General features: G+C 53.0%; 11 protein-coding genes. 4 read left to right on the top strand and 7 right to left on the bottom strand.

The window, feature by feature from the left end; genetic code table 11:
- Positions 1-156: 156 nt before the first annotated feature.
- Both H7F31_RS01075 and H7F31_RS01070 read right to left on the bottom strand, forming a co-directional pair.
- Complete coding sequence (locus H7F31_RS01075; RefSeq protein ID WP_187102636.1) at positions 157-336, bottom strand: hypothetical protein; 180 nt, start codon at positions 334-336, stop codon at positions 157-159.
- Positions 337-355: 19 nt separating this feature from the next.
- Positions 356-631 carry a hypothetical protein gene (locus H7F31_RS01070; protein WP_187102635.1) on the bottom strand — a complete coding sequence of 92 codons (276 nt, stop codon included), beginning with the start codon at positions 629-631 and terminating at the stop codon, positions 356-358.
- A 212-nt stretch (positions 632-843) separates the two neighbouring features.
- Here H7F31_RS01070 and H7F31_RS01065 point away from each other — a divergent pair, with 212 nt between their 5' ends.
- The 3 genes from H7F31_RS01065 (at position 844) to H7F31_RS01055 (ending at position 8,677) form a co-directional block, all read left to right on the top strand.
- Positions 844-3,429, top strand: coding sequence for an ATP-dependent DNA helicase (locus tag H7F31_RS01065; protein ID WP_187102634.1), 2,586 nt, complete (start codon positions 844-846; stop codon positions 3,427-3,429).
- 1,400 nt (positions 3,430-4,829) lie between these two features.
- The gene (locus tag H7F31_RS01060; protein WP_187102633.1) at positions 4,830-6,575 is read left to right on the top strand and encodes an ABC transporter ATP-binding protein; all 1,746 of its coding nucleotides are present in this window, start codon (positions 4,830-4,832) and stop codon (positions 6,573-6,575) included.
- 32 nt (positions 6,576-6,607) lie between these two features.
- A complete protein-coding gene (locus tag H7F31_RS01055) occupies positions 6,608-8,677 on the top strand; it encodes an ABC transporter ATP-binding protein (RefSeq protein WP_187102632.1) in 2,070 nt (689 codons plus the stop codon).
- 86 nt (positions 8,678-8,763) lie between these two features.
- Here H7F31_RS01055 and H7F31_RS01050 read toward each other — a convergent pair whose 3' ends face one another.
- From H7F31_RS01050 to H7F31_RS01030, 5 genes are all read right to left on the bottom strand, one after another.
- On the bottom strand, positions 8,764-10,056 hold the full coding sequence (locus tag H7F31_RS01050) for a DUF6080 domain-containing protein (protein WP_187102631.1): 1,293 nt from the start codon (positions 10,054-10,056) through the stop codon (positions 8,764-8,766).
- Between the two features lie 30 nt (positions 10,057-10,086).
- Positions 10,087-10,404: an EamA family transporter gene (locus tag H7F31_RS01045; protein ID WP_187102630.1), complete on the bottom strand. Its 318-nt coding sequence runs from the start codon at positions 10,402-10,404 to the stop codon at positions 10,087-10,089.
- Entirely contained in the window at positions 10,394-10,720 is a 327-nt protein-coding gene (locus H7F31_RS01040; RefSeq protein WP_187102629.1) for an EamA family transporter, read from the bottom strand. The genes H7F31_RS01045 and H7F31_RS01040 overlap by 11 nt, the downstream gene beginning before the upstream one ends.
- 17 nt (positions 10,721-10,737) lie before the next feature.
- Positions 10,738-11,655, bottom strand: coding sequence for a decaprenyl-phosphate phosphoribosyltransferase (locus H7F31_RS01035; RefSeq protein ID WP_261800257.1), 918 nt, complete (start codon positions 11,653-11,655; stop codon positions 10,738-10,740).
- A 118-nt stretch (positions 11,656-11,773) separates the two neighbouring features.
- Positions 11,774-14,026, bottom strand: coding sequence for a helix-turn-helix domain-containing protein (locus tag H7F31_RS01030; RefSeq protein ID WP_187102627.1), 2,253 nt, complete (start codon positions 14,024-14,026; stop codon positions 11,774-11,776).
- A gap of 452 nt (positions 14,027-14,478) precedes the next feature.
- Between H7F31_RS01030 and H7F31_RS01025 the strand changes: the two genes are divergently transcribed.
- Positions 14,479-15,336, top strand: a complete 858-nt coding sequence (locus tag H7F31_RS01025) for an ABC transporter permease (RefSeq protein WP_258235230.1) — start codon at positions 14,479-14,481, stop codon at positions 15,334-15,336.
- Positions 15,337-15,348: the final 12 nt, after the last annotated feature.

The raw sequence follows: 15,348 nt of genomic DNA, 5'->3' as shown, positions 1-15,348 counted from the left end.
TGCCGGTTTAAGATCGGATGTTTTGCACTCTAATACATATCGGTAGGCAGACCATCCATCTTCCTCGTCATCAGCCCACTCGATAATAGTTTGGTGCTTGGTGCATGTGGGTGTCTCCTTCTTGATAGCGTATGGTGTAGCGACCTTGTGCCATGCTCATTTGACGGCAACAAACTGGAACACGCCAATAGAAACCATTAAAGCAAATAAAACAATGATAAAAGTTATGCCGAATCTCCAAAGATTCGATCTCCGAGGAGTGTTGTTAACCTGATTCTCGAGTGTAGCGATCCGCTGCTTCAGTTCGTCGATTTCTTTATTTTTATCTCTGTCCATAGCAGGTGGAATTCCCTCCTTAAACGTCTGGCTGGATCAATATGATTTCCTTTGCTGCAAGATTGAGCGGCTCTTCTTTTTCGAAGCTGCGCCTGATATTGACGGGCTCGGTAAGAATAATCTTGACGGTTGATCCAATTGATAGGTCGCTCTCTGTTAATGAATTGCCTTCTTCATCTCGGAAATTAGTTTGATCTGTAATGGTAACAGAGCACAAGTAACCGATGTCATTTACCCCCAATTTCCCCTTGTTCGCTTCATCGGAACAGCCCACTTGCATCGTACCGGTTGCCATGCTGTCAATGTCTCCCTTGATGGACTTAGTCGTCCCCCCGCATCCTGCCAGAATCAGACTTAAACAAATCAATAAAAAAACGCTTCGCCTCAACGAATTCACCCCTCTTATAGTTTCCAGTAATTAGTTGGAAAACGCAATGTTAAATTACCCTCTCCTCTTTAAAAGTATGGTACAATGGCGGAACAAATGTTCTAGAGGGGCGGCTGGCAATGGACGAGACGAAGGAGAAGGCGGCAGAGGAGCGCGAATCCGTTCAACGGGAGCCGGAGCGTCGGGATGACGAAAAGCAGAGCGGGAAGCCTCCGTACTCGGTGGCGCTGCCGGTCCGACAGCTTGTGGAGTATGTGTTCCTGAGCGGCAGCATCGACTCCCGGATGCAATCCATGGAGTCCTTGCAAGAGGGAACGAAGGCGCATCAGCGGATACAGGAAACATACGGCGAAGGTGATCGGAAGGAAGTCTACCTTAGCACCGAGATTTTTTGCGACGGTCTGATGTTCGCGGTGGACGGCCGTTGCGACGGGCTGCTTGCGACGGAACCCGCGCCGACGATCGACGAGATCAAGTCGACGCGGGCCGACCTCGCAACCCTGGAGGACAAGCCGGTCCATTGGGCGCAGGCTTTATTTTACGCCTATATGTATGCGCGTGATGAGGGGCTTCCGACTATCGGCATTCAGCTCACCTACGTGCACAAGGATACGGGAGAGACGCGGCGGTTCCATCGGGAAACAAGCTTCGACGAGCTGGAAAAGCAAGTGATGCATATACTTCGGCAATATGCGCCTTACGCCAAGCTGAAGCAGCGACACGAGGAGACGCGGGATGCCAGCATTCATGCGCTCGCCTTTCCGTTCGACCATTACCGTGCAGGACAACGCAAGCTGGCGGGGGCGGTCTACAAGACGATCGGGGAGGGCGTGTCGCTTTACGCGAAGGCGCCGACGGGCATCGGCAAGACGATTTCGACGACGTACCCCGCCATCAAAGCGATAGGCGGCGGGCTGCTGAAGCGGCTTTATTATTTGACCGCGCGTACGACGACGCGGGCAGCGGCGGAGGATGCGCTTAGGCATATGCAGAACAGAGGGCTGCACATCCATTCCGTCACCATTACCGCGAAGGACAAGATCTGCTTCCAGGACGAGGTGCGCTGCGACAAGGAGCATTGTCCGTTCGCCGACGGCTACTACGACCGCATTAACGGCGCGATCCTCGATATGCTGGAGCATGAGACGATCATGTCGCGCGCCACGATCGAGCAATACGCCAGGAAACATACCGTCTGCCCTTTCGAAATGTCTCTTGATGCCGCGTACGCTTCGGACACGGTCATCTGCGACTACAACTATGTGTTCGATCCTCGCATCTCGTTTAAGCGGCAATACGCCGAAGGAAAAAAGGCGACGGCTCTGCTCGTCGACGAGGCTCACAATCTGGTCGATCGAGCAAGGGATATCTTCTCGGCGGAGCTGACGAGATGGCCGTTCCAGACGCTGCAGCGGGAGCAGAAGGGCGGCCATCGCGGCCTATACGAAGCTTCGAAGGCGATCAATGAATATTTTGTCGCGCTTCGCAAGTCGATCGAGGACAATAAGGACAAGCCCATCGTATCCGATATGCTGCCGGACGAGTTGGTAAAACATGCGGAGCGCTTCGCCTTGGCAGCCGAGCAGGTGTTGGAGGGCGGTTATGGGGGAGCCTTCGGCCAAGGGGCAACGGGAGGCTTCGGCGTCGGCAGCGGCAATATGGCATCTGCGCTGGCAGGCGCACCAGGCGCGCCAGACGCATCAGGCGTGTCAAGCGCATTAGGCGCGGGCCACACCGGCGTAATTCCGGGTGCTCCCGGCGCGAATGCCTTAAGCGGCAACGGGGGCGGTGACGGCGATACTACATTGCTGGACGCGTATTTCGCCGTGCAGCAATTCCTTCGCACGGCCAAGCTCTACGACGAGCGCTTCGCCACGTTCGCGGAGGTGACGCGCCTCGACATGCGGGTGAAGCTGTTCTGCATGGACCCGTCCGAACTGCTCAAGGAGACCGCCAAGGGTTACCGGTCGCATGTGTATTTCTCCGCTACGCTAACCCCGGTCCGTTACTACATGGACATGCTCGGCGCTTCCGAGCAGGACTATACGCTGGCGTTGCCGTCCCCCTTCGAGAGCGAACGGTTGCAGGTCGACGTGCGTCCCATCTCGACGCGTTACCAGGACCGCAACGACTCTTACGGACCAATAGCGGAGCTTATCGCCGATACGGCCGGCAAGCGCAAGGGCAATTATTTTGTGTTCTTCCCTTCTTATGCGTATATGAAGGACGTCTACGATGCATATACCAAGCTTGAGGGAACGGATTCGAGAGCCGTCGTCAAGCTGCAGCGCACGGACATGAGCGAGGAGGAGCGCGACGCGTTCCTGGCGGACTTCCAGCCGGGAGGCGACCGGACATTGATCGGTTTCGCGGTGCTGGGCGGCGTATTCTCCGAAGGGGTCGATCTGCCGGGCGATCGGCTGATCGGGGTCATCGTGGTCGGCGTTGGTTTGCCGCAGCTCGGACTGGAGCGCAATCTGCTCCGGGACTTTTTCCAACGCGAGGGCAAGAGCGGCTACGATTACGCCTATGTCATCCCGGGCATGAACAAGGTGCTGCAGGCGGGAGGAAGACTCATCCGGACGGAGACGGACAGCGGCACGATTACGCTCGTGGACGATCGATATTTGCAGCCGTCCTATCGCAGATTGCTGCCGGAGGAGTGGCTGGCAAGCCTCGCCAGTGGAAAAAGCCGTCAGGGATAAACCACCCTGACGGTCCTTTACGTTCGAGTTTGGCCACATAGCGTAGACATAACGGGCTCGTCACATACGGTTGGAGTGTCCCCTCGAACATTCTCTTTCAGGATTTTCGAGGGGACACTTTTGCGACTCTTGAACAAGATGATACAGACTTTAATCCAAAACGCTCCTCATTGCCCGCCTATCTGCATTCATGGATCACTGTCCCAGCCAGTTGCGTCCCACCTACGAACTCTTGAATAGCCCCACTACCAATCCGTACGGATATAGAACAAGTATGGCAAAATGCTTCCTATATGAGGACAACGTTTTAAGTTTCGTCATCTCCCCTAGAAAATCTCGTTGCCGGGCTTGAACATGGCATGCCCCGAACATCGGCCTCTCTGAATATTTGTGCATTTATCCCCAATTTCTTGAACAAACAGGACCCCTGCACAGCGAATTGTGCAAAAATACACAAATTTTCGCTTCACAACGTCGTTCGGGACCTCTCTGAACCAAAATTTGTGTATATATGTACAAATGTACGAATAAATTTCTCTAACCTCATCTAAATTGTGTATTTTAGCACAATTGTTGTACCGTTCGTGAAAATACCCAAGGGTCCGCACCAGCACCAGCACCACCATCCGCCTCCAATTCGTGCCTAGCACGCAGCCGTTATATCAGCGCAAACTACGCAAAACTAATCTGCATCTGAGAGCGTCGTAAACAAGCCGTCGCTACCGTCAGAGCACTTGGACTCCTTAATTCTCGTTTCTAAGGTGTCCTATTTCAAGCCCTGTAGCGACTAGAAATGGATACTTTCCTATGCGGCAAGGCGAAACGGCTACGCCCTCCTATGGTGGAGGAACTCGTAACGTTTCCGTGCATTATAGGTCAAGTATAGAGGGAGCTTAGATCCCTATAATTTGAGCAAACCTCTGCCCTCGGCCTTTCCGATTGCCAATTCGGTAAAAAATAATTTTAGCGAAGATTACAATTGACAGTGTTTTCTTCCGATGTTAAAGTGACAAAGTGGATTCAAGCAACGGCTGATGTCCGAGAGGCATAGCGTGCTTGAGTGAACCGACTATACGAACGGAAGATAACGGGAGAGGGGATTACGAGCTATGGATAACAATGGACGTTTTAACGCCATCCATCATGATGCGCATTTGCATCAGCTATATTTCATGGACGTAATCTACTCGCGCGCGTTGTCTCTTTGATACATAGGGGGTTCCCCCTGGATCGAAGGCGTGTGGTTACGTTGCCGTAACTATGCGCCTTTTCTGCGTCGATAGGAGCTTTCGCGAACCCGCTATGCGGGTGCGGACTCCATTAGACGAGGAAGCGTGTCGCTTACGGCGGCATGCTTTTTTTATATTCAAGAGGTTCGAACGGAAGGTGTGAGGTTAACAATGTTCAGCGTATTAACGAAATTGGGCTGGTTTTTCAAGCTAAGCTGGAAGCGATACACGCTGTCGATCACGCTGCTCGTGCTGACGGGCATTATCGACATTATCCCGCCATGGCTTCTCGGCTACATCGTGGACGGCATCAGCCAGAGCACGCTTGGGACGCCGGAATTCAACCGCATCATGTACTTGTGGATCGGGCTGACGGTTGTCGGGTATCTGATTACTTATGTGTGGCACTACAAGCTGTTCGGCGGCGCCTTCGTGCTGGAGCGGATGCTGCGTTCCAGCCTGATCGGACATTTTCTCAAAATGACGCCGACGTTCTACGAACGCAACCGGACGGGCGACCTGATGGCGCGCTCGACGAACGATCTTGGCGCGGTAGCGACGACGGCGGGCTTCGGCATTCTGACGCTCGTGGACTCCACCTTGTTCATGATCACCATTTTGCTTGTGATGGCGGTGGGAATCAGCTTTAAGCTGACCTTGGCGGCGTTGCTGCCGTTGCCGCTAATGGCGATCGCGATGTCATACTACGGGAAGAAGATTCACGAGCGGTTCACGGACGCGCAGGACGCGTTCGGCGAGCTGAACGACAGCGTGCTGGAATCCGTATCCGGCGTTCGCGTCATCCGCGCTTTCGTGCAGGAAGAAGCCAGCGAAGCCCGCTTCGGCGCCAAGACTGATGAGGTAATGGGCAAAAATATCGCAGTAGCCCGCATCGACGCGCTCTTTGAACCGACAATGAAAATTCTGGTCGGCACGAGTTACCTGATCGGCCTCTGCTACGGCGGCTTCCTCGTGTTCCGGAACGAAATTACGCTCGGCGAGCTTGTTTCTTTTAATATCTTCCTGGGGATGCTCATCTGGCCGATGTTCGCCATTGGCGAGCTGATCAACATCATGCAGCGCGGCAATGCCTCGCTCGACCGGGTCAACGAGACGCTCGGCTACAAGCCGGACGTAAAGGATGCTTCGGAGCTTGCCGAGGTAAGCGAGCCGACGGAAATCGAGTTCGACCGCGTGACGTTCAAATATCCGTCGTCCGAGACCGACAACTTGTCGGGCGTTGCAATCGAGCTAAAGCAAGGACAGACGCTTGGCATCGTGGGACGTACGGGCAGCGGCAAGACGACGCTGCTGAAGCAGCTGCTTCGCGAGTACCCCGTAGGCAAGGGGGCGCTCAAGCTGTCCGGCGAACCAATCGAAGGATTATCGAAAGACAAAGTGCTTGGCTGGATCGGCTACGTGCCGCAGCAGCCGATTCTGTTTTCGAAGACGATTAGAGAAAACATCTTCTTCGGGCGCTCGGGCGCGACGAAGGAGGAGCTTCAGCGGGCGCTGGAGCGGGCTTCGTTCGCGAAGGATATCGCATTTTTGCCTGAGGGGCTGGATACGATGGTCGGCGAGAAGGGCGTCGCCTTGTCCGGCGGTCAGAAGCAGCGGGTCAGCATTGCCCGCGCCCTGATCGCGGATCCTGACATCCTGATGCTGGATGACGCATTGTCGGCGGTTGACGCGAAGACGGAAGCCGAGATTATCGAGGGCATTCGGACGGAACGCGCGGGCAAGACTACGCTTATTACGACGCACCGGCTGTCGGCCGTGCAGCATGCGGACTGGATTATCGTTATGGACGATGGACGGATCGTAGAGGAAGGCACGCATGAGACGCTGCTGGAGCGCGGTGGCTGGTATAAGGAGCAATATGATCGTCAGCAGCTTGAGGCGACAATCGAGAATTAAATTTTACGAAGAGATGGGAGGCGTGAAAAACGATGGGCACACCAACGGGCAAGAGGTTGTTTCAATACGCCATGTTATATAAGAAGCCGATCCTGCTAGCGATGCTGTTGCTCGTGCTGGCCGTGGCAGCCGAACTGACGGGTCCGCTGATCGCGAAGCGGATGATCGACCAGAACATCCTCGGCATCGAGAAGCCTTGGCACGAGGTGCAGGGCGAGCGGGCTTACGCCGTTGAATATAAGGGCAAGTGGTACGTCAGGGAAGATCGCCTCGAGTCGGACGGCGGAGGAACCGGCGGCGAGTCGCAAGGGCAAGCGACCGGAGCGGCGGCAGCCGGCAAGGAAGTGCGCGTCCTGCAAGTCGGTCGGAGCTATTATTTCCTCGATGGGGAGCTGACGCAAAACGGCGCCAAGAAAGTAGACGGCGGCCTCATGACCGTTACCGATCCCGATACGGGCGCATCTGCGCACTTTCCGGTGCAGAAGCTGACAAATAAGGAACTGTACGCCTTCTACAAGCCGGAGGTGCCGGGATTGCTTCGGCTCGCTGCGATGTATTTCGGCCTGCTTATTCTGGTTGCGATGTTCGCTTACGGGCAGCGTCTGCTGCTGCAGACGTCAGCGAATCGCATCGTGCGTCGCATGCGCGGCGACGTATTCGCGCACACGCAGCGGCTGCCGGTGCAATATTATGACAATCTGGCAGCTGGCCAAGTCGTCTCCCGCGTGACGAACGATACGGAGGCCATCCGCGAGTTGTACGTAGGGGTTCTTGCGAACTTTTTCACGGGGACGATCTACATGGTGGGCATTTTCGGAGCGCTGTTCCTGTTGGATACGCGCCTGGCGCTTATCACGCTGCCGCTCGTGCCGATTCTGATCGTGTGGATTATCGTCTACCGCAAGTTCGCGGCCAAATACAACCGCATTATCCGGACGAAGCTCAGCGAGATCAATGCGATGATCAACGAGTCCATCCAAGGGATGACGATCATCCAGGCGTTCCGGCGTCAGAAGGAGACGACAAAGGAATTCGAAGAGCTGAACAACTACTATTTCAAGTACCAGAACAAGCTGCTCAGCCTCAACTCCATCACGTCCCACAACCTCGTCAACGTCGTAAGGAACGTGTTGTTCCTCATCGTGATCTGGATGTTCTGGGGCGGCACGCTTGGCGCGCTGGTCACGGTCGGAGTGTTGTACGCCTACGTCGATTATATGAACCGGATGTTCGCGCCGATCGTCGGCATCGTCAACCAGCTGTCCAATCTGGAGACGGCACGAGTCTCGGCGGAGCGCGTGTTCAAGCTGATGGACGAAGAAGGGATCGACGTAACGTCGGGCAGGATGGAGCGGTACAAGGGCGACGTCGAGTTCGACAACGTCACGTTCGCCTACAAGAAGGACGACTACGTGCTAAAGGGCATCTCCTTCCACGCCCGCCAGGGCGAGACGGTGGCGCTGGTAGGTCACACGGGCTCGGGCAAAAGCTCCATCCTGAACCTGCTGTTCCGGTTCTACGACACGAACCAGGGGCGAATTGTCGTCGACGGCAAAGATGTACGCGACATTCCGAAGCAATTGCTTCGCCAGCATATGGGCATCGTGCTGCAGGATCCGTTCCTGTTTACGGGCACGATCGCTTCGAACGTCAGCCTGGACAATCCGGCCATCAGCCGGGAACAGATCGTGCAGGCGCTCAAGGACGTCGGCGCGTACGATATGTTCATGAGTCTGTCGGGGGGGATCGACGCGCCGGTTATCGAGAAGGGGGCGACGCTCTCCGCCGGACAGCGCCAGCTCATCTCATTCGCGCGGGCGCTTGCTTACGACCCGGCGATTCTGATCCTGGACGAAGCGACGGCGAGCATCGACACGGAGACGGAGGCCATTATTCAGGCAGCGCTTGATGTTCTGAAGAAGGGCCGCACGACGTTTGTCATCGCGCACCGGCTGTCGACGATCCGCCAAGCGGATCAAATCCTGGTGCTTGACCGCGGCGTTATCGTAGAACGAGGCAACCACGACGCGCTCATGGAGCATCGCGGCAAATATTACGCGATGTATCAGCTGCAGCAGGGCGGGGCGGCTCAGCCGGCTTAGCATACGTGTACAACTTCATGCCAACGCGCCAAGAAGGGGCTGTCACAAAAGTGACAGCCTCTTCTTCGAATTCATGGACTCGAAAGCTACTCCGCAGTTGTATCCTTCAATTCGGAATAGGACGACTGGATTACTTCCAGAGCTTCCCCATGCTTCACGATATTATTCGCAGCAGTTGCCAGAATAAACACCGCGATTATGCCAATAAAGAGGTTCCTGGTCAGGTTGTGGTTGATCGAAGTCACGAATCTGGCGCTTAATAGAAAGAAGACGAATAAATAATGTCCCGCGTACAAATACAGATCATTGTTAAAGGTAGCCAGGCCGTACCCCGTTACGATATGAAGGCCGAACGCGAAAAGCAGGAAAGGCGCAAGGACCCATGGTTCCTTTGTTGCGATACTGCGAATGAATCCCAAAATAGCCATAATAATAAGGGCTGCTCCTATGATGGTAACGTAGAGAGGATACGGCTGCAGCAGATCGGTTGCAAAAGCTACAATGCCCGGGCTGACCAAAGTGATGTCCGGCGTTAGAACAGGACTTATCACCAGCATATAAATAGCTTTCCAATGTTGGCTGAAGGAGAACGGAGCAGTGTAACTAAAGCCGCCGTTGTTAAGACTTTGCAGCCAATTGTGAATCCAGGACGAGCCGATGATGACTTGAAGCAAGGTAAGCGAAGCAACGCCGATCAAGAAATAAACCACGATCCAGGCGAATTTCGCCAAGAAGCCGTACTTTCTTTTTTGGAACATATTTACGAACAAAGCTCCGAAGAACGGAACGATATTGGTGGATGTAATGCCGAAGTTGGTCACCGCCAGCAACGCCGTAGGAAGTATGCGCGACCGGTCCTCCTTGCGGCTATAGAACAAATAGAGCAGCGACAGCAAAATGACAAACTGCGCGTAGATGTAGGAATCCGGTATCAGCGCCGTATAGATCGTGTAGGAGCTCATTCCAAAAAATAAAGCGAACAACAAGGCGATGATATTGATCGTATCCGTTTTACGCAAATAATAATAGATCAAAACCACGCTCAGCGCATTGATGACCGAATGAATAACAAGGAAGAAGCGATTGCCGGATAGATAATCGGATAAGGAAGACAACGAACCGGATAAAAAGTTGATGAACGGATGGATAATAGAAGCATTATCGTATCCGTAGTAGAGAGAGGGATCGAAATTAAACAAATTCAGCGTAAAGGGTACGCCATAAAACGGACTTCGGGCGAGCAATTCCGACTCATTCTGCTCCATATATAAGATATAGGGACTATTGATAACGAGATAAAAAAGAAAGAAGCTGACGAACAGCCCCAAAGCGTAATAATTATGGTTGCGATCTCTGAACAGGAAACTCCAAAAGCTCATAACGGCCCACCATTCGTTGTAATAGTAATGTCATGCAAGCAAGATGATTAACCCGCAAACGATGAAAATCATGCCGATCATCTTGTAGCGACCAATCGATTCTTTAAAGATCCATTTCGCAAAGATCAATGTCCATATGAAGGTAAGCGCGTTGGCCGGCAGAACAATCGTATAAGGGAGCTCGGTTAATAAGTAGATGTTGATTAAGGCGCCTAAGCCGTAAAACAGAAGACCGATCGGCACATAAAGCTTTCGTTTGTTGACGGCAAAAAATTTAAAGCATGCTGCCCCAAGCGCTCCGCAGAAAGTCATCGCCAGAAGGAGGACGTACAGCCAATTACTTATCATAGGATGTCAAAGTCACTCCAATCCCCAACAAAACGACTGCTATAGCTTTTTGAAAAGTAATCGTCTCTCCCAGAAAAATACTTCCGTAAGCCAAAGCGAACAGATAGCTTGTGCACATCAAAGGGTAGCAAACGGAAAGTTTCTCAAGCGAGAAGGCTTTGATCATAAACAAAGCCCCCGCGCCGTAACATAAGAAGCCTGGAATCATATAGATGAGATGGGAGATTCCGAGTTTCCAGAAAAACTGTCCGGTAGCCGTTAATAAGGCGGAGACAATCATTAGTATTCTCCCCATATAGGGACTGTCGTGAAGCATCGTACGACCTCCAGAAGCTATTCCAAAAACGCCAGAATGCATACCACGCTGATCACATACAAAATAACCGTGACTAAAATATGTTTATCCTCTAATAATATACGGTCTGGCGCCCCGCCCTTATTTTCGATATGAACTAAATACAGATATCTAAAGATTCCATAGATCACAAATGGAATGGTCCACATTAAGTGAATCGTTCGTCCGGATGTGAAAGTAAACAGGGAGTAGCTGATAATGGTGGCGGCAGTAACGATGCCGATCAATTGATCAAGCAACGCAAAAGAATAGTGGTCAAGCACCTTCCGATGTGTCGTACTGTCGTTCTGAAGGAGGAACAGCTCATGCCGTCTCTTGCCGATTGCAAGAAACAGGGACAGCAGCATTGTACACATCAGGAACCATGGCGTAAAAGGGACATGAATGACCAGTCCGCCCGCGATCGCGCGCAGCACGAATCCGGCGGCGATAATCATAATGTCGATAATGACGACATGTTTCAATTTAAACGAATAAAGGACGTTCATAATAAAATAGGCGGCTAAAAGCAAAGTGAACAGCGGATTAAGGTAATAAGAGATTACCAGAGAGGCAATCAGCAGAGCCCCTCCGAAGATCAGCGCAACATTCGGATTTAATGCTCCCGATGCCATCGGACGAAATTGTTTGATCGGATGATTGCGATCAGATTCCCTATCCGCATAGTCGTTCAGAATATACACGCAACCGGAAACGAAGCAAAATAGTATAAACCCCAAAATCGTATTCAGTATAGAAAAGAGATTCATAGTCTGATAGGAAAATAATAAAGCGGCAAAAATAAGGAGGTTCTTGGTCCATTGTCTCGGTCTTAATTGCAGGACGAGCAGAGCTGCGGGATTAGAGCTTCTATGATAGCGTTCGGCCTTCGCTGTGTTGGAATTCGATAGTTGCAAGACGAGAACCTCCTGTCTCATGGCATTCATATGCGAAATGGAAATAATTGATTGGCGATAGCTCTAGGTACTTTATCAAAAAAAAGCATGCTTGTCTATGTTTACCTCGCAAGAGGCCTCAGATGTTCCGCTTTCGGTATTCCCCGGGCGTAATGCCGGAATATCTCTTGAACATGCGGATAAACGAATTGACGTTATGGTATCCGACTTCGGACGCCACATCCTGGATACGCAGCTCCAGATTCAGGAGAAGCTCCTTGGCGCGCCCGATCCGCAGATCGTTCAGGTAATCGCTGAAGTTCGTGCCCGTCTTCTCCTTGAAGTAGCTGGAGAGGTAGCCGGGCGTAATGTTTAGCTTATCGGCGACGAGATCAAGATTGATATCCTCTCGGAGATGGCTGTTCAAATAATCCGTGACGAAGCTCGTGATAGGGTCTTTCGTCTCCGTCCTCGCCCGGATGGCGAACATGGCGGGGCGGATAAGCTCGCGGAACCACTGCCTATACTGATCGGCGGAGTAGAACCGGCCGAGGGCATCGTAATCGTGCAGCTTGCCGTCGACAGCGGACTCGGGCACGTTAAGCTTTGCCAGCGCCTTCTCGACCTGCTCCGCCACTCCTCGCGCATAGGACAGAAAGTCCGCTGCGGGGGCATCCTTTTTCGTAAGCTGCTCCAGATGTCGCTCCACCCACTCGAATACGGCGTCCTCGCTCCCGGACAGAAGCCGGGACTGCAGTTCCTCGCGCTGCGTGACTTTCAACGGAAGGGCACGCGTGCCCGGGGAACGAGGTTCGGCGATGATTTGGGTTTCCCCCGTCAGCCTCTTCTCCTTCAACAACTGCAACAGCTGCTCGTACGCGAGCGTAATCGGCATATCCTCCGGATAGATCGGGCTGACGGCGATCGTCAGGCAAAGATAGTCTTCGACCTGCAGCAGCTCCTTCAGCAAATTCAGCACGCGGTGGATTTCATTGATGGAGCCCGGTTGGAAGAGCAGAGACATCAGCTGGTTGTGCTCGATCTGCAGCGTGACGGGCTCCTCGCCGAGTCCGGCGAACAGTCCGTGGACGAGCTTCCGTAGCAGCTGGATCTCCTGATCGTATTCGGAATCCGTGTTCGTAAACCCGATTTCATACAGGACGGCGGCGTAAGGCTCGTTCAGTTGCACCGCGTCCTCGAGCTCGGTAAGGTTCAGGTTCATCGGAATGTTCTTGACTTTGTTCGTATACGCGTATTGGCGAACCAGCGAATTTTTTTTATCGAGGTCCTCCTGAATCCGCTCGTTGGCGTTCATGATACTGCTCATCCGGTCGCTGATAATCGCGAATTCCTTGATCGAACTGGCGGGCACGGGCATCGTCTGCTTGCGCTCGAGCGTGGCGATAATGCGTTTGAGCGGATGGTTCAGCCGGAGGCTGAACAGCGCGGAGCCGAAAACGCTGACGAGCACGGCCGCGGCGAGAAGCGTTACGAGAAGGATATTCAGCTTCATCATCTCCGACATAATGCTCTCGATCGGCGCGACGCGCACGTAGGTGAAGCCGGTGTCCGCGCCTTGCTCATAGAAGTAATAATGCCCTCCGCTTCGTTCGTGGCGCTTGCCCTTCTCGTAGGAAGCGGGACTGCGCACCTCAACGGAAGGATGAGAAGCGTACAGCGTCCGGCCTTCCTCGTCGAGGATGTAGAAGGGCTCTCCCGTGTTCGCATAGGCGGTATTGAGCTTGCGAGGATTCATCATGATGATGCAGTACACTTCCTTGTACGGCGCGGCCTTGATAACGACGGGCAGCTGCAGCCCAAGCGAGCGGACATTGTTCATGGACCGTTCCGTAAAAACTGCCGCAGGCAAGATCCGCATGAAATAGTTGTCGGCGGCGAAGGAGCTCCAAAATTCCGGCGGGTAAGCTTCGCTGGCATAATAGCTCCCGAACATATCCTCCATGCTGCTTGTGCCCTCCTTCTCGAGGACGTAGCCGCCTTCCTTGAAGTAGAGAATGAAGTTGTCGAAATGAAGGAACGGGTTGCTGTACAGCTCAAAGAGGTCGCTCTTGACCTCGTTGACCTTGTCGTAGCGGCGATTGTTGGATACATCGCTCAAAATGCCGATGTTGGCGGTCCAGCGATCGGATTGGGTGAGCGAAAGAATCATATTTTGAGTCAAGCGGAAGTGGTTTTCGTAGCTCTCCACCGTCTGCTTGATGCCGAGCTCATTGTAACGGACGATCTCGTCATAAAGTTTGTTGCGCAAATAAAGGAAGGAGAACGCGTTAAAGGCCGCGAGCACCAAGATGACGCTGAGGAAGCTGATCATCAGCTTGACGAGCAGCGAATTGGATGCAAAACCTTGCTTGAGCTTGAACAATAGGGTCATCGTTAAACGCACCTCCTGGCAACGGCGGACTATGCAGATTTGCGGATCTATCCTCTATTGCATGAATTCCTTGCTGGATTGCCGCGGATGCCGGGCATTGCGACGAAGCGATAAGGGCGGGTACCCGCTTTAATAAGTTCTATCATACTGGTTCTGAGCTTAAGCGGACAATATGCACTTTTCATCATTTATACTCATCTCTGCCGATATTCGATGGAATGGTGATTTCAAGCCTAATGTGAGGATTTATTTCACCTGTCGACGGGAAGTATACTTCAATCACAAGGTCCACGACGCTTGTGTCAGATAGCGTTACATTCATCAAAAGTCGAGGAGAAATGTGTATGGCTCATACGAGTGTTACGTCCGGCATGGAGGAAGCTCTTGTGCTGAACCGGCGTCGGCCGGGCAAGCTGAGGCGGTTGTGGCGGAACAACAAATATTTGTGGTTGATGTTCCTGCCTTGCCTTATTTATTATCTCGTCTTCCGTTACGCGCCGATGTTCGGGCTCGTGATTACGTTCAAAAATTATAATCTGTTCAGGGGCGTATGGGAAAGCGATTGGGTTGGCTTTAAGTATTACCGAATGTTTCTGGAAAATCCAGACTTCCTGCTGCTAATGAAAAACACGTTCCTGCTCGGGATCATGAATCTGGCCTTAGGGTTTCCTGCCCCGATCATACTCGCGCTTCTCCTTAATGAGGTGCGGAAGGCGGCGTTCAAGCGGTTCGTGCAGACGGTCAGCTATCTGCCTCACTTCATCTCCAACGTCATCGTCGCGAGCATGGTCATCATGTTTCTGTCGCCGACGGGCGGTCTGATCAATGAATTGATAACGGCGCTTGGTTTCGAGCCGATCAACTTCATGAACGAGCCGGGGATGTTCCGGTGGATCTACGTGCTGTCGGAGATTTGGCAGCATATCGGCTGGGAGACGATTATTTATCTGGCCGCGCTTACCGCTGTTGATCCGCAGCTCTACGAGGCGGCCAGCATCGACGGCGCGAGCCGTATGCGCAAGCTGTGGCACGTCACGCTGCCGGGCATCTCGTTTGCGATCGTTATCACGCTCATCCTGAATATCGGTTCGGTGCTCGAGATCGGCTTCGAGAAGGTATTTCTTCTGCAGAATCCAGCCATCTACGAGACGGCCGACATTATCAGCACTTATGTGTACCGGATCGGCATGGAGCAGGGCAACTTCAGTTATGGCGCCGCGATAGACTTGTTTATGGGCATCATCAGCCTGATCTTCATCTATACGGCCAACTTCGTAAGCCGCCGCGTCAGCGAGACGAGCTTATGGTAGCGAGGGGAGAAC

This window comes from Paenibacillus sp. PAMC21692, from assembly GCF_014303795.1.
GTDB lineage: Bacteria > Bacillota > Bacilli > Paenibacillales > Paenibacillaceae > Pristimantibacillus > Pristimantibacillus agaridevorans.
This window is presented reverse-complemented; position numbering and strand designations above follow the sequence as displayed.

Bases quoted from the DNA above. Each gene is read 5' to 3' on its own strand.
- H7F31_RS01030 (WP_187102627.1), bottom strand. From the start codon at position 14,026: ATGACCCTATTGTTCAAGCTCAAGCAAGGTTTTGCATCCAATTCGCTG.
- H7F31_RS01050 (WP_187102631.1), bottom strand. From the start codon at position 10,056: ATGAGCTTTTGGAGTTTCCTGTTCAGAGATCGCAACCATAATTATTAC.
- H7F31_RS01055 (WP_187102632.1), top strand. From the start codon at position 6,608: ATGGGCACACCAACGGGCAAGAGGTTGTTTCAATACGCCATGTTATAT.
- H7F31_RS01075 (WP_187102636.1), bottom strand. From the start codon at position 336: ATGGACAGAGATAAAAATAAAGAAATCGACGAACTGAAGCAGCGGATC.
- H7F31_RS01070 (WP_187102635.1), bottom strand. From the start codon at position 631: ATGGCAACCGGTACGATGCAAGTGGGCTGTTCCGATGAAGCGAACAAG.
- H7F31_RS01060 (WP_187102633.1), top strand. From the start codon at position 4,830: ATGTTCAGCGTATTAACGAAATTGGGCTGGTTTTTCAAGCTAAGCTGG.
- H7F31_RS01065 (WP_187102634.1), top strand. From the start codon at position 844: ATGGACGAGACGAAGGAGAAGGCGGCAGAGGAGCGCGAATCCGTTCAA.
- H7F31_RS01040 (WP_187102629.1), bottom strand. From the start codon at position 10,720: ATGCTTCACGACAGTCCCTATATGGGGAGAATACTAATGATTGTCTCC.
- H7F31_RS01045 (WP_187102630.1), bottom strand. From the start codon at position 10,404: ATGATAAGTAATTGGCTGTACGTCCTCCTTCTGGCGATGACTTTCTGC.
- H7F31_RS01025 (WP_258235230.1), top strand. From the start codon at position 14,479: ATGTTCCTGCCTTGCCTTATTTATTATCTCGTCTTCCGTTACGCGCCG.